At 61.4% G+C, this 23,155-nt stretch carries 14 protein-coding genes, 4 tRNA genes, 1 rRNA gene and 3 pseudogenes; 4 read left to right on the top strand and 18 right to left on the bottom strand.

Features of this window, described 5'->3' with window-relative positions; all coding sequences use genetic code 11:
* Positions 1 to 12 precede the first annotated feature (12 nt).
* The 17 genes from fusA to FPJ27_RS20530 all read right to left on the bottom strand — a co-directional run bounded on the left by fusA (position 13) and on the right by FPJ27_RS20530 (position 19,577).
* Positions 13 to 2,115 carry an elongation factor G gene (fusA, locus tag FPJ27_RS20610; protein WP_105393663.1) on the bottom strand — a complete coding sequence of 701 codons (2,103 nt, stop codon included), beginning with the start codon at positions 2,113 to 2,115 and terminating at the stop codon, positions 13 to 15.
* Between the two features lie 123 nt (positions 2,116 to 2,238).
* Positions 2,239 to 2,709, bottom strand: a complete 471-nt coding sequence (gene rpsG, locus FPJ27_RS20605) for a 30S ribosomal protein S7 (protein ID WP_006477195.1) — start codon at positions 2,707 to 2,709, stop codon at positions 2,239 to 2,241.
* A 172-nt stretch (positions 2,710 to 2,881) separates the two neighbouring features.
* The gene (gene rpsL / locus FPJ27_RS20600; protein WP_006400662.1) at positions 2,882 to 3,262 is read right to left on the bottom strand and encodes a 30S ribosomal protein S12; all 381 of its coding nucleotides are present in this window, start codon (positions 3,260 to 3,262) and stop codon (positions 2,882 to 2,884) included.
* 227 nt (positions 3,263 to 3,489) lie between these two features.
* The gene (recQ, locus tag FPJ27_RS20595) at positions 3,490 to 5,337 is read right to left on the bottom strand and encodes a DNA helicase RecQ (RefSeq protein ID WP_034183758.1); all 1,848 of its coding nucleotides are present in this window, start codon (positions 5,335 to 5,337) and stop codon (positions 3,490 to 3,492) included.
* 307 nt (positions 5,338 to 5,644) lie between these two features.
* Positions 5,645 to 9,892 carry a DNA-directed RNA polymerase subunit beta' gene (gene rpoC / locus FPJ27_RS20590; RefSeq protein ID WP_034183757.1) on the bottom strand — a complete coding sequence of 1,416 codons (4,248 nt, stop codon included), beginning with the start codon at positions 9,890 to 9,892 and terminating at the stop codon, positions 5,645 to 5,647.
* A 21-nt stretch (positions 9,893 to 9,913) separates the two neighbouring features.
* Positions 9,914 to 14,020, bottom strand: coding sequence for a DNA-directed RNA polymerase subunit beta (gene rpoB, locus FPJ27_RS20585; protein WP_204425454.1), 4,107 nt, complete (start codon positions 14,018 to 14,020; stop codon positions 9,914 to 9,916).
* 377 nt (positions 14,021 to 14,397) lie between these two features.
* A complete protein-coding gene (gene rplL / locus FPJ27_RS20580) occupies positions 14,398 to 14,772 on the bottom strand; it encodes a 50S ribosomal protein L7/L12 (protein WP_034183755.1) in 375 nt (124 codons plus the stop codon).
* 63 nt (positions 14,773 to 14,835) lie between these two features.
* Positions 14,836 to 15,333 (bottom strand): 50S ribosomal protein L10, encoded by a 498-nt coding sequence (gene rplJ / locus FPJ27_RS20575; RefSeq protein ID WP_027788582.1) that lies wholly within the window; start codon positions 15,331 to 15,333, stop codon positions 14,836 to 14,838.
* A gap of 295 nt (positions 15,334 to 15,628) precedes the next feature.
* Positions 15,629 to 16,327 carry a 50S ribosomal protein L1 gene (gene rplA / locus FPJ27_RS20570; protein WP_006482906.1) on the bottom strand — a complete coding sequence of 233 codons (699 nt, stop codon included), beginning with the start codon at positions 16,325 to 16,327 and terminating at the stop codon, positions 15,629 to 15,631.
* Entirely contained in the window at positions 16,328 to 16,759 is a 432-nt protein-coding gene (gene rplK, locus FPJ27_RS20565; RefSeq protein WP_204425452.1) for a 50S ribosomal protein L11, read from the bottom strand.
* A 140-nt stretch (positions 16,760 to 16,899) separates the two neighbouring features.
* On the bottom strand, positions 16,900 to 17,457 hold the full coding sequence (nusG, locus tag FPJ27_RS20560) for a transcription termination/antitermination protein NusG (protein WP_006400672.1): 558 nt from the start codon (positions 17,455 to 17,457) through the stop codon (positions 16,900 to 16,902).
* 1 nt (position 17,458) lies between these two features.
* Entirely contained in the window at positions 17,459 to 17,839 is a 381-nt protein-coding gene (secE, locus tag FPJ27_RS20555; RefSeq protein WP_034183753.1) for a preprotein translocase subunit SecE, read from the bottom strand.
* A gap of 43 nt (positions 17,840 to 17,882) precedes the next feature.
* Positions 17,883 to 17,958: transfer RNA gene (locus tag FPJ27_RS20550), tRNA-Trp, on the bottom strand.
* Positions 17,959 to 18,017: 59 nt separating this feature from the next.
* Positions 18,018 to 19,208 carry an elongation factor Tu gene (gene tuf, locus FPJ27_RS20545; RefSeq protein ID WP_006482910.1) on the bottom strand — a complete coding sequence of 397 codons (1,191 nt, stop codon included), beginning with the start codon at positions 19,206 to 19,208 and terminating at the stop codon, positions 18,018 to 18,020.
* Between the two features lie 66 nt (positions 19,209 to 19,274).
* Positions 19,275 to 19,349: transfer RNA gene (locus FPJ27_RS20540), tRNA-Thr, on the bottom strand.
* 24 nt (positions 19,350 to 19,373) lie between these two features.
* Positions 19,374 to 19,447: transfer RNA gene (locus FPJ27_RS20535), tRNA-Gly, on the bottom strand.
* Between the two features lie 44 nt (positions 19,448 to 19,491).
* Positions 19,492 to 19,577: transfer RNA gene (locus tag FPJ27_RS20530), tRNA-Tyr, on the bottom strand.
* Positions 19,578 to 20,141: 564 nt separating this feature from the next.
* Between FPJ27_RS20530 and FPJ27_RS20525 the strand changes: the two are divergent.
* The 4 genes and pseudogenes from FPJ27_RS20525 to FPJ27_RS20510 form a co-directional block, all read left to right on the top strand.
* Positions 20,142 to 20,485: pseudogene (locus tag FPJ27_RS20525) on the top strand (transposase domain-containing protein); the annotation flags it as partial.
* A 39-nt stretch (positions 20,486 to 20,524) separates the two neighbouring features.
* Positions 20,525 to 21,034 (top strand): annotated as a pseudogene (locus FPJ27_RS20520) (plasmid pRiA4b ORF-3 family protein); the annotation flags it as partial.
* 114 nt (positions 21,035 to 21,148) lie between these two features.
* Positions 21,149 to 22,432: an IS256 family transposase gene (locus FPJ27_RS20515; RefSeq protein ID WP_204420906.1), complete on the top strand. Its 1,284-nt coding sequence runs from the start codon at positions 21,149 to 21,151 to the stop codon at positions 22,430 to 22,432.
* A 40-nt stretch (positions 22,433 to 22,472) separates the two neighbouring features.
* Positions 22,473 to 22,571: pseudogene (locus FPJ27_RS20510) on the top strand (plasmid pRiA4b ORF-3 family protein); the annotation flags it as partial.
* A gap of 291 nt (positions 22,572 to 22,862) precedes the next feature.
* Here FPJ27_RS20510 and rrf read toward each other — a convergent pair.
* Positions 22,863 to 22,975: ribosomal RNA gene (gene rrf, locus FPJ27_RS20505) — 5S ribosomal RNA — on the bottom strand.
* Between the last annotated feature and the right edge of the window lie 180 nt (positions 22,976 to 23,155).

Genomic DNA, 23,155 nt, shown 5'->3' with positions numbered 1-23,155 from the left:
ATAGCTTCAGATTTACTTCGACTTCGCGCTGATGATCGCGTCGGCAACGTTGCGCGGAGCTTCAGCGTAGTGCTTGAACTCCATCGTGTACGTTGCACGACCTTGCGTCAGCGAGCGCAGCGACGTCGAATAACCGAACATTTCCGACAGCGGCACTTCGGCGCGCACGATCTTGCCGCCGCCAACCATGTCTTCCATGCCCTGGACGATACCGCGACGGCCCGACAGGTCGCCCATCACGTTGCCCATGTAGTCTTCCGGCGTCTCGACTTCGACGGCCATCATCGGCTCGAGCACGACCGGGTTCGCCTTGCGCATCGCTTCCTTGAACGCCATCGAACCGGCCATGCGGAACGCGTTTTCGTTCGAGTCAACGTCGTGGTACGAACCGAACGTCAGGTGAACCTTCACGTCGACGACCGGGAAGCCTGCCAGCACGCCCGACTTCAGCGTGTCCTGGATACCCTTGTCGACCGCCGGGATGTATTCACGCGGGATCACACCACCCTTGATCTCGTCGAAGAACTCGTAGCCCTTGCCCTGTTCGTTCGGCTCGAGCGTGATGACCGCGTGACCGTACTGGCCGCGACCACCCGACTGCTTGACGAACTTGCCGTCGACATCCTTCGCCGTCGAACGGATCGTCTCGCGGTAGGCAACCTGCGGCTTGCCGACGGTTGCTTCCACGCCGAATTCACGCTTCATCCGGTCGACCAGAATTTCGAGGTGGAGCTCGCCCATGCCCGAAATGATGGTCTGGCCCGACTCTTCGTCGGTCTGCACGCGGAACGACGGATCTTCCTGCGCCAGGCGGTTCAGCGCGAGGCCCATCTTTTCCTGGTCAGCCTTGGTCTTCGGCTCGACAGCCTGCGAGATCACCGGCTCCGGGAACACCATGCGCTCGAGAATGATCGGGTTCGCCGGATCGCACAGCGTGTCGCCCGTGGTCGCTTCCTTCAGGCCGACCGCAGCAGCGATGTCGCCTGCGCGCACTTCCTTGATTTCTTCGCGCTGGTTCGCGTGCATCTGCAGAATACGACCCAGACGTTCCTTCTTGTCCTTCGTCGAGTTCAGCAGCGTGTCGCCCGAATTCACCACGCCCGAGTACACACGGAAGAAGATCAGCTGGCCGACGAACGGGTCGGTCATGATCTTGAACGCGAGTGCCGAGAACTTCTCGTCGTCCGACGCACGGCGCTCTGCGGAATCGCCGTTTTCGAGTTCGCCCTTGACCGGCGGGATGTCGACCGGCGACGGCAGGAAATCGATCACGGCGTCGAGCATGCGCTGCACGCCCTTGTTCTTGAACGCGGTACCGCACAGCATCGGCTGGATTTCGCACGCGATCGTACGGTCGCGCAGCGCCTTGACGATGTCGGCTTCCGGCAGATCGCCTTCTTCCAGGTACTTGTTCATCAGGTCTTCGTTGGCTTCAGCAGCCGCCTCGACCATCTTTTCGCGCCATTCCTTGCAGGTCTCGGCGAGTTCGGCCGGAATGTCGACGTAGTCGAACTTCGTGCCTTGCGACGCTTCGTCCCAAATGATCGCCTTCATCTTGATCAGATCGACGACGCCCTTGAAGTTTTCTTCCGAGCCGATCGGCACCACGACCGGAACCGGGTTCGCCTTCAGGCGCAGACGGAGCTGGTCGTAGACCTTGAAGAAGTTCGCGCCGGTACGGTCCATCTTGTTGACGAACGCGAGACGCGGCACCTTGTACTTGTTCGCCTGGCGCCACACCGTTTCCGACTGCGGCTGCACGCCGCCCACTGCGCAGTACACCATGCACGCGCCGTCGAGCACGCGCATCGAGCGCTCCACTTCGATCGTGAAGTCGACGTGCCCCGGGGTGTCGATGATGTTGATGCGGTGTTCCGGATAGTTGCCGCCCATGCCCTTCCAGAAGGCCGTGGTAGCAGCGGACGTGATCGTGATGCCACGCTCCTGTTCCTGCTCCATCCAGTCCATCGTGGCTGCGCCGTCGTGAACTTCACCGATCTTGTGGTTCACACCGGTGTAAAACAGAATGCGCTCGGTCGTCGTCGTCTTGCCGGCGTCGATGTGAGCGCTAATACCGATATTGCGGTAGCGCTCGATAGGAGTCTTGCGAGCCACTTTGATCCTCTACTGGGATGACATGATGCAGCCCTGCTGCATCATGCTTCAACACAAACGGGCGAGGCGCCTGAAAAGCGCACCCGCCCGGAATTTATTTCCGCTAACAGCCCAGCCAGGCGCTTAGAAACGGAAATGCGAGAACGCGCGGTTGGCTTCTGCCATGCGGTGAACTTCATCGCGCTTCTTCATCGCGCCGCCACGGCCTTCGGCCGCTTCGGAGAGTTCACCTGCCAGACGCAGAGCCATCGACTTCTCGCTGCGCTTCTTCGCAGCCTCACGCAGCCAGCGCATCGCCAATGCCATACGACGCGACGGGCGCACTTCGACCGGAACTTGATAGTTGGCACCACCAACGCGACGGCTCTTCACTTCGACCACCGGCTTCACGTTGTTGAGCGCAACCGTGAACACTTCCAGCGGGTCCTTGCCACCCTTGGTCTGGATCTGTTCGAATGCGCCATAAACGATGCGCTCTGCGACCGACTTCTTGCCGGACAGCATCAGCATGTTCATGAACTTGGCTACATCAACGTTGCCGAACTTCGGATCCGGCAACACTTCCCGCTTGGGGACTTCGCGACGACGCGGCATGATTCTTCCTTTACTTGTTCAGTTGGAGCTGTATCCAGCTCCGCGGCCACCAACAAACCCGATCACATCTTCACGACTAACCAGCTTGGCCGGGTGACCACTTACTCGACAGCACCGGCAATCCGGCACTCCCGCCTTGACCGCCCAGAGGCGATCCCTGATCAAAAGCCGCTTACTTGGCAGCCTTTGCACGCTTCGCGCCGTACTTCGAGCGCGCTTGCTTACGGTCCTTGACGCCCTGGGTATCCAGCGAGCCGCGAACCATGTGGTAACGCACACCCGGCAAGTCCTTCACACGGCCGCCGCGGATCAGCACAACCGAGTGCTCCTGCAGGTTGTGGCCTTCACCGCCGATGTACGAAATCACTTCGAAGCCGTTCGTCAGACGAACCTTGGCGACCTTACGGAGTGCCGAGTTCGGCTTCTTCGGCGTCGTCGTGTACACACGGGTGCACACGCCGCGACGCTGGGGGCAGTCCTGCAGGGCCGGGCTCTTGCTCTTCGTCGTTTCCGACTGACGGCCTTTGCGAACCAGTTGGTTGATGGTTGGCATTGTTTATTCCTGAAATTGAACAAAATCTGCACACCGATTTCGGGCAAAGCGAGAATCGGCGCACAGTTGACTTCCGAACCGGCGAAACGGACGCGAACCTTCGTACGCGACTCGGCCCACCGAATACCGGAACCCAACATAATATTCCGGAAATGCCAACTAAGTCAACGGCTTGCGTGATTTGCCGGCAGGCCGCGCGGTTTACAGGAAGGGTCTGAACACCTGTGTCAGGCCGATTCGACGACGTCGATGATCTCGTCGCCGAAGCGCTCGAGCTTGCGCACGCCCATGCCGGGGATATGGCGCAGGTCGTCGATCGTCTCCGGCGCGTTGCGCGCGATCTCGGCGAGCGTTGCATCGTGGAAGATCACGTAGGCCGGCACGCCGTCAGTCTTCGCGGTTTCCGCGCGCCACGCGCGCAGCGCATCCCACCGTGCGCGCTCGCGCGTGCCCATGCCGGCCGTCGGATCGACGCGCGTGCCGCTGCGGCTCGACGACTGTCGCGTGCGCTGCGGCTTCACGTAGCGGCGCAGCGTGACCTTCTCCTCGTTCTTCAGCACGGGCTTCGCGGCCTCGGTCAGCATGAGCGCGCCGAAGCCGCCATGATCGACCGCCAGGTAGCCGTACGCGACGAGCTGCCGGAAAATCGCGCGCCACTCGGGCTCGGATAGCGACGCGCCGATCCCGAACGTGCTGAGCTGGTCATGCCCGCGCTGCAGCACCTTCTCGGTGCGCCCGCCGCGCAGGATTTCGATCAGATGGCTCGAACCGAAATTGAAGCCGCTCGAACGCTGCGCGCGAAACACGCACGACAGCGCCATCTGCGCCTCGCGCGTCGCGTCCCACGAATCGGGCGGCTCGAGGCACGTGTCGCAGTTGCCGCACGGCTGGCTCGCCTCGCCGAAGTAGTTCAGCAGCCGCACGCGGCGGCACGAGATCGTCTCGCACAGCCCGAGCAGCGCGTCGAGCTTCGACGTCTGCACGCGCTTGTGCGCGTCGTCCGCGTCGGACTCGTCGATCATCTTGCGCTGCTGGACGACGTCGCCGAGGCCGTACGCCATCCACGCATTCGCGGGCATCCCGTCGCGGCCCGCGCGACCGGTTTCCTGGTAATAGCCTTCGACGCTCTTCGGCAGATCCAGGTGCGCGACGAAGCGCACGTCGGGTTTGTCGATGCCCATGCCGAACGCGATCGTCGCGCACATCACGATGCCCTCCTCGCGCTGGAACATTTCCTGGTGCTTCTGCCGCACCTCGAACTCCATCCCCGCGTGATACGGCAGCGCGCGCACGCCCTGCGCCTTCAGCCACTCGGCCGTCTCCTCTACCTTGCGGCGCGACAGGCAATAAACGACGCCCGCATCGGTCGTGCCGTCGGCATTCGTGTGTTCGGCGCGGATGAAGTCGAGCAGTTGCGAACGCGCGTTGTCCTTTTCGACGATCCGGTAGCGGATGTTCGGGCGATCGAAGCTCGATATGAACACGCGTGCGTCGTCGAGCGCGAGGCGATGGATGATCTCGTCGCGCGTGATCGCATCGGCCGTGGCGGTCAGCGCGATGCGCGGCACCGACGGAAACCGCTCGTGCAGCACCGACAACTGGATGTATTCCGGACGGAAATCGTGCCCCCATTGCGACACGCAGTGCGCTTCGTCGATCGCGAACAGGCCGATCTTCGCGCGCTCGAGCAACTCGAGGAAACGCCCCGTCATCAGCCGTTCAGGTGCGACATACAGCAGGTCGATCTCGCCCTCGCGCAGCGCGCGCTCGGTCGCCGCGGCCTCGGCGCCCGACAGCGTCGAATTCAGGTAGGCCGCGCGCACGCCGACTTCGCGCAGCGCGGCGACCTGGTCCTGCATCAGCGCGATCAGCGGCGACACGACGATGCCGGCGCCCTGCCCGGTCTCGCGGCGCAGCAGCGCCGGGATCTGGTAGCACAGCGACTTGCCGCCACCGGTCGGCATCAGCACGAGGCAATCGCCGCCGCCGGCGACGTGCTCGACGATCTCGCCCTGCTGGCCGCGAAATGCGGAATAACCAAAGACTTCGTCGAGAATTTCGAGGGCGCGGGACATGAGTGAGAACGAGGACGGCGGAAGGATGACCGCAATTTTAACAACCCGCTCGCGCGACGCGCGGCGAATCGTGCAACGTTGGCCGATCGGACAGGGTTCGTTCGCGCACATGACGGGCCTGCCTCGGCCGCGCCGCAAGCGATCGCAATGCCAGCGACAGCACCTGCAGCCATGTGGAGCGCCGCTCGCAGCTGGTGCCGGCGATGCGCAAGCGCGTCATGCGCGTGAACGACGGATAAAAAAAACCGCCCGGCAAAACCGGGCGGTTTCGATGACAGCGAGGCGAGGCGGCTCGCGCCGCCCGCGCTTATTCAGCTGCCGGGTGCTGTTGCGGCTCTTCCGCAGCAGGCGTGCTCGGCGTGCCGAAATCGAACGCCTCTTCTGCTGCGATCTGGTCGAAACGCTCGCGATCCGACGATTCCTTCGCCTTGCGTGCCTTGTGGAACGCGAGACCCGTACCGGCCGGAATCAGACGGCCGACGATCACGTTTTCCTTCAGGCCGCGCAGATCGTCGCGCTTGCCCATGATCGCCGCTTCGGTCAGCACGCGGGTCGTTTCCTGGAACGATGCCGCCGAGATGAACGAGTCGGTCGACAGCGACGCCTTCGTGATACCGAGCAGCACGTTGTCGTACGAAGCCGGACGCTTGTCCTCGGCGATCATGCGATCGTTCTCGTCCAGCATGTCGGAACGTTCGACCTGTTCGCCCGGGATGAAGCGCGTATCGCCGTTATCGGTGATCTGCACACGACGCAGCATCTGGCGAACGATCACCTCGATGTGCTTGTCGTTGATCTTCACGCCCTGCAGACGGTACACGTCCTGCACTTCGTCGACGATGTAGCGCGACAGCGCCTCGATACCCTGCAGACGCAGGATGTCGTGCGGATCGGCCGGACCGTCCACGATCATTTCGCCCTTGTTGACGACCTGAGCATCGTGGACCAGCACCTGCTTTTCCTTCGCGATCAGGAACTCGTGCTGGTTGCCCTCGAGATCCGTGATGACGAGACGCTGCTTGCCCTTCGTGTCCTTACCGAACGACGTCGTACCGGTGACTTCCGCGAGAATGCCGGCATCCTTCGGCGAACGCGCTTCGAACAGTTCCGCCACCCGCGGCAGACCGCCGGTAATGTCACGCGTCTTCTGCGCTTCGGTCGGGATACGTGCGAGCACTTCACCGACCTGCACCTGCTGGCCATCCTTCACGGTAATCAGTGCGCCGACCTGGAAGCCGATCTGCACCGCGTGTTCCGTGCCCGGAATCTTCACTTCTTCGCCGTTTGCGTCGAGCAGCTTCACCTGCGGACGCACGCTCTTCGAAGCCTGCGAACCGCGACGCTTCACGTCGATCACGACCAGCGTCGACAGGCCGGTCACGTCGTCGATCTGCTTCGCGACCGTCACGCCTTCCTCGACGTTCTCGAACTTCACCGTACCACCGTACTCGGTGATGATCGGACGCGTCAGCGGATCCCACGTGGCGAGCTGCGTGCCTGCCTTGATGGTCGCGCCGTCGAGCTGCAGCAGCGTCGCGCCGTACGGCACTTTGTGACGCTCGCGCTCGCGACCGAAGTCGTCGGTGATCATCGCTTCGCCCGATCGGGAAATGACGATCTGCTCGCCCTTCGCGTTCGTGACGTAGCGCATCGTCGCCGTGAAGCGCACGATACCGTTGCTCTTCGCTTCGACCGACGAGGCCACTGCCGCACGCGATGCCGCACCACCGATGTGGAACGTACGCATCGTCAACTGCGTGCCCGGTTCACCGATCGACTGTGCCGCGATCACGCCGACTGCTTCGCCGACGTTCACGAGCGAGCCGCGGCCGAGGTCGCGACCGTAGCAGGCCGCGCACAGGCCGTAACGCGTTTCGCAGGTCAGCGGCGTGCGCACGCGCACTTCGTCGATGCCGAGGCGTTCGATTTCCTCGACCGCCGTTTCGTCGAGCAGCGTGCCCGATTCGTACAGCGTTTCCTGCGTTTCCGGATTCACGACGTCCGCGACCGCGACGCGGCCGAGGATACGGTCGCGCAGTGCTTCGACGACTTCACCGCCTTCGACCAGCGCCTTCATCGCGACGCCGTTCGACGTGCCGCAATCGTCTTCCACCACGACCAGATCCTGCGTGACGTCGACCAGACGACGCGTCAGGTAACCCGAGTTCGCGGTCTTCAGTGCCGTATCAGCCAGACCCTTACGTGCACCGTGGGTCGAGATGAAGTACTGCAACACGTTCAGGCCTTCGCGGAAGTTCGCGGTAATCGGCGTCTCGATAATCGAGCCGTCCGGCTTCGCCATCAGGCCACGCATACCGGCCAGCTGACGAATCTGCACCGCCGAACCCCGGGCGCCCGAGTCGGCCATCATGTAGATCGAGTTGAACGACTCCTGGCGCGTCTCGTTGCCGTCGCGGTCCGTCACCGGCTCCGTCGACAGCTGCTCCATCATCGCCTTGCCGACCGCTTCCGACGTCGCCGACCAGATGTCGACCACGTTGTTGTAGCGTTCCTGCGCGGTGACGAGACCCGACATGTACTGGCGGTCGTATTCCTTCACCTTCTTCGCGGCGTCGCCGACGATCGTTTCCTTCTGCGGCGGCACGAGCATGTCGTCCACGCAGATCGAAATGCCGGCGCGCGTCGCGAGTCGGAAACCCGACTGCATCAGCTGGTCGGCGAACACCACCGTCGCGCGCAGACCGCACTTGCGGAACGCCGTGTTGATCAGGCGCGAGATTTCCTTCTTCTTCAGCGGCTTGTTCAGCACCGAGAACGGCAGGCCGTGCGGCAGGATCTCCGACAGGATCGCGCGACCGACGGTCGTCGCGTACAGCGAGATCTTCGGCACGAATGCCGGTGCGCCTTCCGACTTGTCTTCGTTGTGGACCATTTCGGTGATCCGCACGTTGACGCGCGATGCCAGCTCGACTTCCTTGTTCTCGTACGCGCGGATCACTTCCGACACGCCCGTGAACGACAGGCCTTCGCCCTTGCCGTTGATCGCTTCGCGGGTCGCGTAGTACAGACCCAGCACGATATCCTGCGACGGCACGATCGACGGATCGCCGTTGGCCGGGAACAGCACGTTGTTCGACGCCAGCATCAGCGTGCGCGCTTCCATCTGCGCTTCGAGCGACAGCGGCACGTGGACGGCCATCTGGTCACCGTCGAAGTCGGCGTTGAACGCCGCGCAGACGAGCGGGTGCAGCTGGATCGCCTTGCCTTCGATCAGCACGGGCTCGAACGCCTGGATACCGAGACGGTGCAGCGTCGGCGCACGGTTCAGCATCACCGGGTGCTCGCGGATCACCTCTTCGAGGATGTCCCACACCACCGGCGTCTGGTTCTCGACTTCCTTCTTCGCAGCCTTGATGGTCGTCGCGACGCCCATCACTTCCAGCTTGTTGAAGATAAACGGCTTGAACAGCTCGAGCGCCATCAGCTTCGGCAGACCGCACTGGTGCAGCTTCAGCGTCGGGCCGACCACGATGACCGAACGGCCCGAGTAGTCGACGCGCTTGCCCAGCAGGTTCTGACGGAAACGACCGCCCTTGCCCTTGATCATGTCGGCGAGCGACTTCAGCGGACGCTTGTTCGCGCCCGTCATCGCCTTGCCGCGACGACCGTTGTCGAGCAGCGAGTCGACGGCTTCCTGCAGCATCCGCTTTTCGTTGCGGACGATGATTTCAGGCGCCTTCAGCTCGAGCAGACGCTTCAACCGGTTGTTACGGTTGATCACGCGGCGATACAGGTCGTTCAGGTCCGACGTCGCGAAACGGCCGCCGTCCAGCGGCACGAGCGGACGCAGTTCCGGCGGCAGAACCGGCAGCACTTCGAGGATCATCCACTCGGGCTTGATGCCCGAGCGCTGGAATGCCTCGAGGACCTTCAGGCGCTTCGCGTACTTCTTGATCTTCGCTTCCGAGCCGGTGTTCTTCAGCTCGGTGCGCAGCGTCTCGACCTGCTCGTCGATGTTGATCGCGCGCAGCAGCTCACGCACGCCTTCCGCGCCCATCTCGGCACGGAATTCGTCGCCGTATTCCTCGACCTTGTTGTAGTAATCCTCTTCGGTCATGATCTGCCGCGCCTTCAGCGGCGTCATGCCCGGTTCGATCACCACGTACGCTTCGAAGTACAGCACGCGTTCGATGTCGCGCAGCGTCATGTCGAGCACCATGCCCAGACGCGACGGCAGCGACTTCAGGAACCAGATGTGCGCGACCGGCGAGGCCAGTTCGATGTGGCCCATGCGCTCGCGGCGCACCTTCGCCAGCGTCACTTCGACGCCGCACTTCTCGCAGATCACGCCGCGATGCTTCAGACGCTTGTACTTGCCGCACAGGCACTCGTAGTCCTTGATCGGCCCGAAGATCTTCGCGCAGAAGAGACCATCGCGTTCCGGCTTGAACGTACGGTAGTTGATGGTCTCCGGCTTCTTCACTTCGCCGAACGACCACGAACGGATCTTGTCAGGCGAAGCCAGACCGATCTTGATCGCGTCGAAAACTTCTTCCTGTTGGACTTGCTTGAATAGATCGAGCAGAGCTTTCATTGCTTTCTCTCCGTAGTCCGATTAATTGCGGTCGAGATCGATATCGATACCGAGCGAGCGGATTTCCTTCACGAGCACGTTGAAGGATTCCGGCATGCCTGCATCGATCACGTGATCGCCCTTGACCAGGTTTTCGTACACCTTCGTCCGGCCGGTCACGTCGTCCGACTTCACCGTCAGCATTTCCTGCAGCACGTAGGACGCGCCGTACGCTTCGAGTGCCCACACTTCCATTTCACCGAAACGCTGGCCACCGAACTGCGCCTTACCACCCAGCGGCTGCTGCGTGACGAGCGAGTACGGACCGGTCGAACGCGCGTGCATCTTGTCGTCGACCAAGTGGTGCAGCTTCAGGTAGTGCATGTAGCCAAGCGTCACGCGACGTTCGAACATTTCACCCGTGCGGCCGTCGTACAGACGGACCTGGTTCTTCGACGGGTTCATGCCGAGCTGTTCCGCGATGTCGTCCGGGAACGCGAGGTCGAGCATCTTGCCCATTTCTTCCTCGGTCGCACCGTCGAACACCGGCGTTGCGAACGGCACGCCTTCGCGCAGGTTCTTTGCGAGTTCGAGGATCTCGTCGTCGGTGAAGCTTTCCAGATCTTCCTGGCGGCCCGACTCGTTGTAGATCTTCGTAAGGAACACGCGCAGTTCCTCGATCTTCGCCTGACGCTGCAGCATTTCGCCGATACGCCAGCCGAGGCCCTTCGCGGCCCAGCCGAGGTGCACTTCCAGAACCTGACCCACGTTCATCCGCGACGGCACGCCGAGCGGGTTCAGCACGACGTCTGCCGGACGGCCGTCGGCCATGTACGGCATGTCTTCGATCGGGACGATCTTCGACACGACACCCTTGTTACCGTGACGGCCGGCCATCTTGTCGCCAGGCTGCAGACGGCGCTTCACCGCGAGGTACACCTTGACCATCTTCAGCACGCCCGGCGGCAGTTCGTCGCCTTGCGTGAGCTTCTTGCGCTTCTCTTCGAACGCGAGGTCGAACTGGTGACGCTTTTCCTCGATCGAGTTCTTGATCGCTTCGAGCTGCGCCGCTGCTTCGTCGTCCGCCAGGCGGATGTCGAACCAGTGGTAGTGGTCGAGGTCTTCCAGGTAAGCCTGGTCGATCTTCGTGCCCTTCGCGAGCTTCTTCGGACCGCCGTTCGCGACCTTGCCCACGAGCATGCGCGCGAGACGCTGGAACGCGTCGCCTTCCACGATGCGGAGCTGGTCGTTCAGGTCGAGACGGTAGCGCTTCAGTTCGTCGTCGATGATCTGTTGCGCACGCTTGTCGCGCTGGATGCCTTCACGCGTGAACACCTGGACGTCGATCACGGTACCGCTCATGCCCGACGGCACGCGCAGCGACGTGTCCTTCACATCCGAGGCCTTCTCGCCGAAGATCGCGCGCAGCAGCTTCTCTTCCGGCGTCAGCTGGGTCTCGCCCTTCGGCGTGACCTTGCCGACCAGCACGTCGCCCGCTTCGACTTCAGCACCGATGTACACGATGCCCGATTCGTCGAGACGGCCGAGCTGGACTTCCGCCAGGTTCGAGATGTCGCGCGTGATTTCTTCCGGCCCGAGCTTCGTGTCGCGTGCAACGACGTTCAGCTCTTCGATGTGGATCGACGTGTAGCGATCGTCGGCCACGACCTTCTCCGAGATCAGGATCGAATCCTCGAAGTTGTAGCCGTTCCACGGCATGAACGCGATCAGCATGTTCTGGCCGAGCGCGAGCTCGCCCAGGTCCGTCGAGGCGCCGTCGGCCAGCACGTCGCCGCGCGAGACCTTGTCGCCCATCTTCACGATCGGACGCTGGTTGATGTTCGTGTTCTGGTTCGAACGCGTGTACTTGATCAGGTTGTAGATGTCGACACCGACTTCACCTGCGACCGCTTCGTCGTCGTTCACGCGAATCACGATACGGCCTGCGTCGACATAGTCGACGACGCCGCCGCGGAACGCCTGAACCGTCGTGCCCGAGTCAACCGCGCAGGTGCGCTCGATGCCCGTACCAACGACCGGCTTTTCCGGACGCAGACACGGCACGGCCTGACGCTGCATGTTCGAGCCCATCAGTGCACGGTTCGCATCGTCGTGCTCGAGGAACGGGATCAGCGAGGCTGCGACCGACACGATCTGCGACGGCGCGACGTCCATGTACTGGATGCGGTCCGGCGTGACCATCATCGTTTCGCCGGCTTCGCGCGACGACACGAGTTCGTCGATCAGCGTGCCGTTCTCGTCGATCGCGGCGTTCGCCTGCGCGATCATGTAGCGGCCTTCCTCGATCGCCGACAGGTAGTCGATCTGGTCGGTCACCTTGCTGTCCACGACCTTGCGGTACGGCGTCTCGAGGAAGCCGTACTCGTTCAGGTGCGCGTACAGTGCGAGCGAGTTGATCAGGCCGATGTTCGGACCTTCCGGCGTTTCGATCGGGCACACGCGGCCGTAGTGGGTCGGGTGCACGTCGCGGACTTCGAAGCCTGCACGCTCGCGCGTCAGACCGCCCGGGCCCAGTGCGGAAACACGGCGCTTGTGCGTGATTTCCGACAGCGGGTTGGTCTGGTCCATGAACTGCGAAAGCTGCGACGAACCGAAGAACTCGCGAATTGCCGACGAAATCGGCTTCGAGTTGATCAGGTCGTGCGGCATCAGGTTTTCGCTCTCGGCCTGGCCGAGGCGTTCCTTGACCGCGCGCTCGACGCGCACGAGACCGGCGCGGAACTGGTTTTCCGCCAGTTCGCCGACGCAACGCACGCGACGGTTGCCGAGGTGGTCGATGTCGTCCACTTCGCCCTTGCCGTTGCGCAGCTCGACGAGGATCTTGATCGTCGCGAGGATGTCGTCGTCCTGCAGCGTCATCGGACCGGTGATCTCGTCACGGCTGACGCGGCGGTTGAACTTCATGCGGCCGACCTTCGACAAGTCATACGCTTCTTCGCTGTAGAACAGACGGTTGAACAGTGCCTCGACCGCTTCTTCGGTCGGCGGCTCACCCGGACGCATCATGCGGTAGATCGCGATGCGCGCGGCCGTCCTGTCGGTCGTTTCGTCGACACGCAGCGTCGACGAGATGTACGGACCCTGGTCCAGATCGTTCGTGTAGAGCGTCTGGATGTCCTTGATGCCCGCTTCGCGCAGCTTCTCGAGCACGCTTTCCGTGACTTCGTCGTTCGCGCTCGCGATCACTTCGCCGGTATCGCCGTCGACGACGTTCTTCGCCAGCACGCGGCCGAGCAGATAGTCTTCCGGCACCGAGATGAACTTGGTCTTCGCGGCTTCGAGGTCGCGAATGTGCTTCGCGTTGATCCGCTTGTCCTTCTGGACGATGACCTTGCCATCGCGATCCGTGATGTCGAAACGCGCGACTTCGCCACGCAGACGCTCGGGCACGAACTCGAGTTGCGCGCCTTCGTCCATCAGCGTGAAGTTGTCGAACACGAAGAAGTTCGCGAGGATCTGTTCCGGCGTCAGGCCGATGGCCTTCAGCAGGATCGTGACCGGCATCTTGCGGCGACGGTCGACGCGGAAGTACAGGATGTCCTTCGGATCGAATTCGAAGTCGAGCCACGAGCCGCGGTACGGAATGATCCGTGCCGAGAACAGCAGCTTGCCCGAGCTGTGCGTCTTGCCCTTGTCGTGTTCGAAGAACACGCCCGGCGAACGGTGCAGCTGCGAGACGATGACACGCTCGGTGCCGTTGATGACGAACGAGCCCGTCGGCGTCATGAGCGGAAGTTCGCCCATGTACACTTCCTGCTCCTTCACTTCCTTGACGACCGGCTTGTTCGGCGATTCCTTGTCGAGGATGACGAGGCGGACCTTCGCGCGCAGCGCGGAGCAGTACGTCAGGCCGCGCTGCTGGCATTCCTTGATGTTGAATGCCGGCGCGGACAGCGCATAGCTCACGAACTCGAGGCGCGCGAAGCCGTTGTGCGAAACAATGGGAAATACCGATGTGAACGCGGCCTGCAAACCTTCAGGCTTGCGTTGCGTCGCGAGCACATCGGCTTGCAGAAACGTGCTGAATGATTCAAGCTGGGTAGCCAGCAAGAAAGGAACTTGGTGAACGATGGGGCGCTTCGCGAAACTCTTGCGAATGCGCTTCTTCTCGGTGAAGGAATATTGCATACGATCTCCGAATCACGGCGGGTGCTATCGAGGCGGAATACCTGGACGTTTCAAACCCGAGTGTTCACCGACTGAGACCCGATGGCCGTCCGACGGCTTGAACGAGCCGAGAAGCTTGGTGGTTGGCCGCTACCAACCGCTGGCTGACGGCAGCGGATGCCTGTGTTGCCCGCTACCCGACCAAACTTGCCTTCTGCAGTCGCTTCAGAAGACAAAGAGAAACGCCAATCGTGACCAATGACAACGATTAGACGGTTTTCTTTGGCTTCTGGGGCCGATTATTCGGGCTCCCGAATGAGTGCCAGAATAACGTCCCCACAAAGCACAAAAAGGCCGGCGGTGAAAATACCGCCAGCCTTCGCACAGCGCGTCGAAACTTACTTGATTTCGACCTTCGCGCCTGCGTCTTCCAGCTTCTTCTTGGCTTCTTCCGATGCAGCCTTGTCGACGCCTTCCTTGACAGCCTTCGGTGCGCCGTCAACCAGGTCCTTCGCTTCCTTCAGGCCCAGGCCCGTCAGTTCGCGAACTGCCTTGATGACTGCAACCTTGTTGCCGCCTGCTTCAGCCAGAACGACCGTGAACTCGGTCTTCTCTTCAGCAGCAGCAGCAGCGCCGCCGCCTGCCGGGCCAGCGACTGCCACTGCAGCTGCCGACACGCCAAACTTCTCTTCGAACGCCTTGACCAGTTCGTTCAGTTCCAGAACGGTCATCCCTTCGACTGCTGCCAGGATGTCTTCTTTTGCGATTGCCATTTGAAATACTCCTAAATTGAATTCGGATACAGCCAGCGATCAATGACGCTGATGCACGTTCGATTACGCAGCTTCCGCTTGCTTCTTCTCGGCCAGCGCGGCCAGAGCACGCGCGAAGCCCGAAACAGGCGATTGCATAACGAACAGCAGCTTCGAGAGCAGTTCTTCGCGGCTCGGGATGCTTGCCAGCGCTTGCACGCCAGCCTTGTCCATCACCTTGCCATCGAACGAACCAGCCTTGATGACCAACTTGTCATTGCTCTTGCTGAAGTCGTTGACGACCTTAGCAGCAGCAATTGCATCTTCCGAGATGCCGTAGATCAGCGGACCAGTCATCTGCTCTGCCAGCGGAGCAAACGGCGTACCTTCGACAGCGCGACGCGCCAGCGTGTTCTTCAACACGCGCAGGTAAACCTGTTGCTCACGCGCTTGCGCGCGCAGCTTGGTCAGATCGCCAACCGCAATTCCACGATACTCAGCCAGCACAACGGTCTGGGCCTTCGCGACTTGCGCGGAAACCTCAGCTACGACGGCTTGCTTGTCTTCTCTATTAAGCGGCACGGTTAGCCTCCAGAAACGATACGTTCGGCACGAAACCTCACGTACCTCGTTCAACAACGGCGTCCGACCTCGTTAGGAGTATTTCCACCTCACGCCGCGAATCGCTTCACGGCCTGCGGCTTCACCACTGCAAAACTTTTTCGGGTTCGCCATCTGCGTTGGCTTGAATTAAGGGATCGCCTGCCTGCTGCGTCCCACCAACGGTCTTTGATAACCGGTTGCCCGCCTTGCTGCACGAACAACCGCCCAAAGCCCATGAAGGCCGCTTCGCAAGCGAAGCGGCCTGAATACTTGCTTACTGTGCTGCCAGCGTAGCCTGGTCGACACGCACGCCGACGCCCATCGTGCTCGACAGTGCGATCTTGCGCAGGTACACGCCCTTGCTCGTTGCCGGCTTTGCCTTCTGCAGCGCTTCGATCAGCGCCGACAGGTTCGAACGCAGTGCGGTCGGCTCGAACGATGCACGGCCGATCGTCGCGTGGATGATACCGGCCTTGTCGACACGGAATTGCACCTGACCAGCCTTCGCGTTCTTGACGGCCGTTGCGACGTCCGGCGTGACCGTACCGACCTTCGGGTTCGGCATCAGGCCGCGCGGGCCGAGGATCTGGCCGAGCGTACCGACGATACGCATCGTGTCCGGCGAAGCGATCACGATGTCGAAGTCCATCTGGCCAGCCTTGATCTGCTCAGCCAGGTCTTCCATACCGACGATTTCCGCGCCTGCTGCACGAGCCTGCTCGGCCTTCTCGCCTTGCGCGAACACGGCAACGCGAACCGACTTGCCCGTACCGGCCGGCAGAACGACCGAACCACGAACAACCTGGTCCGACTTCTTTGCATCGATGCCGAGCTGGACTGCGACGTCGATCGACTCGTCGAACTTCGCGCTCGCGCATTCCTTCACGAGGCTCAGTGCGTCTTCGATCGCGTACAGCTTCTGGCGATCAACCTTGGCGGCAAATGCCTGACGGCGCTTGGAGATCTTAGCCATTTACACGCCCTCCACAGTGATGCCCATCGAGCGTGCGCTACCAGCGATGGTGCGAACGGCTGCGTCCAGATCAGCTGCCGTAAGGTCCGGCATCTTGGTCTTCGCGATTTCTTCGGCTTGAGCGCGCGTGATCGAACCGACCTTGTCGGTATGCGGCTTGCTCGAGCCCTTGCCCACCTTCGCCGCCTTCTTGATCAGGACGGTCGCCGGCGGCGTCTTCATCACGAACGTGAAGCTCTTGTCAGCGAATGCCGTGATGACCACCGGCACCGGCAGACCCGGCTCCATGCCTTGAGTCTGCGCGTTGAACGCCTTGCAGAACTCCATGATGTTCAGGCCGCGCTGGCCCAGTGCCGGACCGACCGGCGGCGACGGGTTGGCTTTACCTGCAGGGATCTGCAGCTTGATAAAGCCGACAATCTTCTTTGCCATTTGAAAACCTCGTTGGAACGCCAGGCGGCGTTCGGTGAGTGATAACGCGCTTTCGCCGCTGGCTACTGACGCTCCTCAACGGCCGTAACGCGGGCCGTAAGCGCGAAGGTGGGCAGCCGAGGCTGCCCACCGAATCGGGATCAAACTTTTTCGACCTGGCCGAACTCGAGTTCAACCGGGGTTGAGCGGCCAAAGATGGTGACCGACACACGCACGCGCGATTTTTCGTAGTTGACTTCTTCGACGGTGCCGTTGAAGTCCGTGAACGGGCCTTCCTTGACACGCACCATCTCGCCAACTTCGAACAGGGTCTTCGGGCGCGGCTTTTCGACGCCTTCCTGCATCTGCGACATGATCTTCTCGACTTCCTTCGGGGAAATCGGGGTCGGGCGGTTACGCGCACCGCCGACGAAGCCGGTGACCTTCGCAGTGTTCTTCACGAGGTGCCACGTTTCGTCCGTCATTTCCATTTCCACCAGCACGTAGCCGGGGAAGAAACGACGCTCGGTCACAGCCTTGTGGCCGCCTTTGACTTCGACCACTTCTTCGGTCGGAACCAGGATCTGACCGAATTTGTCCTGCATGCCAGCACGTTCGATGCGCTCCTGAAGCGCACGTTGCACGCTCTTCTCCATGCCGGAGTAGGCGTGCACGACGTACCAACGTTTTCCGCTCGGGGATGCCGGAGTATCGCTCATATCATTTCCAACCCAGAATCGCCGAGAAAATTACCCACTCGATCGATTTGTCACTCAACCAGAGGAAAATCGCCATCACGAGCACGAAACCGAACACGACGAGTGTTGTTTGCGTTGCTTCCTTGCGGGTGGGCCAAACGACCTTCCGGACTTCCTTGTACGAATCCTTGGCAAACGCGATGAGGCTCTTGCCAGGTGCGGACATCAGCCCGACGGCCACGCCAGCGATGATACCTACCGCCAACGCGGCACCGCGGACATACCACTGCTGATTGGCCAGCCAGAAGAAGCCCACGAATCCGGCCAACACCAGCAATACGCCCAGGGCCAGCACTAGCTTATCGCCGGAGGTATTTACAGTTTCGACGGATGGATTCGCCATAACACCTTAAAACAAATGCCACGTAGGACACGTGGCTATTTTTTGGCAGGGGCAGAGGGAATCGAACCCCCAACCTTCGGTTTTGGAGACCGACGCTCTGCCAGTTGAGCTATACCCCTAAACCATGCTGGGGCCGGCTACTGCCAGCCCCAAAACTGTCGATCAACGAATAACTGGCTTACTCGATGATCTTGGCGACGACGCCGGCGCCGACGGTACGGCCGCCTTCGCGGATTGCGAAGCGCAGACCTTCTTCCATCGCGATCGGAGCGATCAGCTTCACCGTGATCGACACGTTGTCGCCCGGCATCACCATTTCCTTGTCCTTCGGCAGCTCGATCGAGCCCGTCACGTCCGTCGTACGGAAGTAGAACTGCGGACGGTAGTTGTTGAAGAACGGCGTGTGACGGCCGCCTTCGTCCTTGCTCAGCACGTACACTTCAGCCGTGAAGTGCGTGTGCGGCGTGATCGAACCCGGCTTCGCCAGAACCTGGCCACGCTCCACGTCTTCACGCTTCGTGCCGCGCAGCAGGATACCAACGTTGTCGCCTGCCTGACCTTGGTCCAGCAGCTTGCGGAACATTTCAACGCCCGTGCAGGTCGTCTTCACCGTCGGCTTGATACCGACGATTTCGATTTCTTCGCCGACCTTCACGATGCCGCGCTCGACACGACCCGTCACCACCGTACCACGGCCCGAGATCGAGAACACGTCTTCCACCGGCATCAGGAACGCGCCGTCAACTGCACGCTCCGGCGTCGGGATGTACGTGTCCAGCGCGTCGGCCAGGCTCATGATCGCCACTTCGCCCAGCTCGCCCGTGTCGCCTTCCAGCGCCAGCTTCGCCGAACCCTTCACGATCGGCGTGTCGTCGCCCGGGAAGTCGTACTTCGACAGGAGTTCGCGAACTTCCATCTCGACCAGCTCGAGCAGTTCAGCGTCGTCCACCATGTCGCACTTGTTCAGGAACACGATGATGTACGGAACGCCAACCTGACGCGCCAGCAGGATGTGCTCACGCGTTTGCGGCATCGGGCCGTCTGCTGCCGAGCAAACCAGGATCGCGCCATCCATCTGTGCCGCGCCCGTGATCATGTTCTTCACATAGTCAGCGTGGCCCGGGCAGTCGACGTGTGCGTAGTGGCGGTTAGCCGTTTCGTACTCGACGTGTGCCGTGTTGATCGTGATGCCGCGCGCCTTTTCTTCCGGTGCCGCGTCGATCTGGTCGTATGCCTTCGCTTCGCCGCCGAACTTCTTCGTCAGAACCGTCGTGATCGCTGCCGTCAGCGTCGTCTTGCCGTGGTCAACGTGACCAATCGTACCAACGTTCACGTGCGGCTTGGTCCGCTCAAACTTTTCCTTGGCCATTTTCAACTCCCAAAAGGAATTTCACAGGTTGCGCCGCGCGCAAACAAGACACTGACTTTTTACTGCTGGTGCCCATGGGCAGGATCGAACTGCCGACCTCTCCCTTACCAAGGGAGTGCTCTACCACTGAGCCACATGGGCGCTTTACGCTTCAACTTCGCGGTCTGGAGCGGGTGAAGGGAATCGAACCCTCGTCGTAAGCTTGGAAGGCTTCTGCTCTACCATTGAGCTACACCCGCACGGGCCACTAACGATTCCCTACCGCTCAACTACGCTGATATCTTGGTGGAGGAGGTTGGATTCGAACCAACGTAGGCGTAAGCCAACAGATTTACAGTCTGCCCCCTTTAGCCACTCGGGCACCCCTCCGTAGAGAACTGACGATTATGGGGGTGCATCGCACTCTTGTCAAGCACATCAGGAAGATTATTTTCAAACCTCTTCCCGACACTTGCGCTACCACCGATCCTCCGCCCTTGCCCGGCTAAGGCAAGCACGAGATATTGCCGATCGGCGCCACATCTTCGTCAGACTCCGCCTTTAGCGCTGATCTGCATCTGCGCTAAAAACGAAAGACCGCCATCATACGACCTCTCGTGCACAATGCCAAGCGGGTAGATGCAAAATTTCCGCAAATTTCGTGCCGGCAGCGTTGGCGATTCCGCGGCCGGTATCGCGAAGATACTATCGACGCGAACACGGCACCCCCCCTGCCCGCCCCTACTTCGCAGAAAGGCACAAGCCGTCTCGAATCATCCTTCCGTTCCCCGTACGATTCTTCATGCCCCAGTTCGCTGTTGCAATTGCCTTCATGGCTTTGGCCTCACATGCCGCCGATCCGGTACCTTGCAACGACACGCGGCGCCTGGCCACCGGATTGGCTCGCACCCGCCATCGACGCCAGCGAGACGCACTTCGCATTGACGGATGAGCGCCGCACTGGAGACGCTCTCACGCGAATCTGACACGAGTCGGGCAATCCTCTACGCGTTGAACCGGTGGGAAGCGCTCGCGCTACTACGACGACGGGCGACGGGCACCTGGCGGTCGAGCTCGCGTTGCGCGGAGTGGCCCTGGGGCGCCGAAACTACCTGTTCACCAGCGCGGACTCAGGTGGGGAGCGTGCTACCACGATTTACAGCCCGATCGGGACGGCCAAGCTCAACGGCATTGATGCAGAGGCGTATCTGCGCACCGGGCTTGTGCGCATTGCAGAACATCCGATTAACCGGATCGAAGGACTTCAACCCTGGAAAATGACCACCCTGGCATCGTAAGGTGATAATGCCGCAGGCTTTCCGTTCCCCGGACATCAGATGGTGAAATCGTTCCAGCGCTTTACTCTGCACGTGCAGCTTCAACATATCGAGCCGCCCATCTGGCGCCGGATCGAGGTCGAAGGAACCGAGTCGCTGCGCAAGCTGCACCATATCCTGCAGGCGGCCTTCGGCTGGGAAGACACCCACCTGCATGACTTTCTGATCGACGGCGTGACCTACGCCATGTTCGAGGTCGATGACGTGCTGGACTTCGCTGACCCGAACACAACGGCCGACGATCGTAAGTCTCGACTTCAGAAGATCCTGAAACCCGGCTCTCGCTTCCTTTACCGCTACGACTTCGGAGACGGCTGGGTTCACGTCATCGTCGTCGAGGAAATGGAAACCGTCGAGGGCGAACCCTGGGGCGCGGCCCAGGTCATCGACGGTGCTCGGGCATGCCCGCCGGAGGACGTGGGTGGCCCGACAGGCTACGAAGCGCTCCTGAACACGCTATACGATGATTCGGATAGCGAAGAAGCCGAACATTACCGAAACTGGGTCGGGAGCTAATGTCGGAAGTGGTGTACGGCGGTGTGGAGCGGAATCGGCGGGAGGCGGTGGCGATTGCAGGAGAATGTTGCTTTCCAAGGTAACGAACCCAGCAACCAATCCACCACCATGGCGAAACGTAATCGGGAAGCGAACGACAGTCAAGCAACGGAAACAGAATTCAAGGGGCCCGTCGGCCTGGACGAGTTGATCCAGCAAGGCGCGCGGCAGATTATCCAGCAAGCGATCGAGGCGGAATTGAAGGCATTGCTCGAGCAATATTCGAACGTGAAGACGCTGGACGGCCGGCGGGCGATCGTGCGCAACGGCTATCTGCCTGAGCGAGACGTTGTCACGGCAATCGGACCGGTAACGGTCCAGGTGCCGAAGGTCCGCGATCGCTCGGGCTCGGGGGTAAAGTTCAACTCGGAGATCGTGCCGCCCTACGTGCGCAAGTCGCCGCGTGTGTCGTCGGCGCTGCCGTGGCTGTATCTGCGCGGCGTCTCGACCGGCGACATGAGCGAAGCGCTCAGCGTATTGCTCGGCGACCAGGCGAAAGGCCTGTCGGCAAATACCGTCATTCGTCTCAAAGCGATCTGGGCGGACGAATTCGCGCAATGGAACAATCGGGACTTGTCGGCGGCCCGCTGGGTCTACTGGTGGGCCGACGGCATTCATACTGGGGCGCGCAGCGAGGATTCCGACGGGCAATGTCTGCTGGTGATCATCGGCGTGAAGCCAGACGGCAGCAAGGAACGCGTCGCGCTCGCCGACGGCTACCGCGAGTCGAAGGATTCGTGGGTCGAGCTACTGCTCGATCTGAAGGCTCGCGGTCTACAAGCCGGCCCACTGCTAGCCGTCGGCGACGGCGCGATGGGCTTGTGGGCGGCACTCGAGGAAGTGTTCCCGCAGACGCGGCACCAGCGCTGCTGGTTTCACAAGATCGGCAACGTGCTCAACGCGTTGCCGAAGTCGCAGCAGGGCAAGGCCAAGGCCGCGCTCGCGGAGATCTGGAACGCCGCGACGCGCGCCGATGCGATCGTCGCCTACGATCAGTTCGTCGCGACCTATACGGCCAAATATCCGAAAGCTGTCGAGAAGGTCACGAAGGATCGCGACGAGCTGCTCGCGTTTTACGACTTCCCGGCCGAGCACTGGCAGCATGTGCGCACGACGAATCCGATCGAGTCGACCTTCGCGACGGTCCGCCACCGCACGACCCGCACGCGAAACTGTCTGTCGCGCGCGACCTTCCTCGGCATGGCCTTCAAGCTCATCGAAGCAGCAGAGGAATCATGGCGCCGCATTCGCGGTGTCGACAAAATCGAACAGATCTTGAACGGCGTGCCCTTCAAGGACGGAACACCGGTGACCGAGAGCACACCGGCTCCTGCTCAACCGCTTGCCGCTTGATCATGCTGCTCGACTGTCGTACACCACATTTGACATTAGCTCCTGGGTCGGCCCCGGCTTCGACGCCGAACTGTTCGATCTGCGTGCTGCCAATGCCACCCTGCTGCGCATGGCTTCCAACCGTTGGGGAAACCGGTAACTCATGCCGCCAGGATGGCATCGACTCCATGCCTAAGATATGGTCGCCGTCACGGCGGGAGTAGGCGAGTCGAGATGGTCATGGCAACTCGTGCCGCCACCATGTGGGCCGATCTGGTTGGCCTGAGCGCGTCTTTGCCGATTGCGCGGATGGGCTGCGCCGTCCCGCACTGTCCTGATTTGCACCGTCAGCGCTCCAGCTCCACCTGCTCGTTGCTTTGCGCAGCCTGTATTTCCGCCGCCGAAATGCAAAAACCCCCGCCTGGTTGGGCGGGGGTTTCTGGCTTAGGGAGCCTGACGATTACCTACTTTCACACGGGAATCCGCACTATCATCGGCGTAGAGTCGTTTCACGGTCCTGTTCGGGATGGGAAGGGGTGGGACCGACTCGCTATGGTCATCAGGCAAAGGGGGTTGTTCTGCTGGCGTGGCCAACAGAACCAATCTGGGAAGAAGCAGTAATCTTGAGTTGTGAGCTGTATCTCACACGTACGCGGTACTTCAACCGCAGTACGTCGAGTGCCTCGCACTCGACGTTCGACATTCGTAAGCGCTGAAGCGCTAACGACTGTCGAAACAGACTTG

The organism is Burkholderia sp. MS455 (genome assembly GCF_016899445.1).
Lineage (GTDB): Bacteria > Pseudomonadota > Gammaproteobacteria > Burkholderiales > Burkholderiaceae > Burkholderia > Burkholderia pyrrocinia_C.
This window is presented reverse-complemented; position numbering and strand designations above follow the sequence as displayed.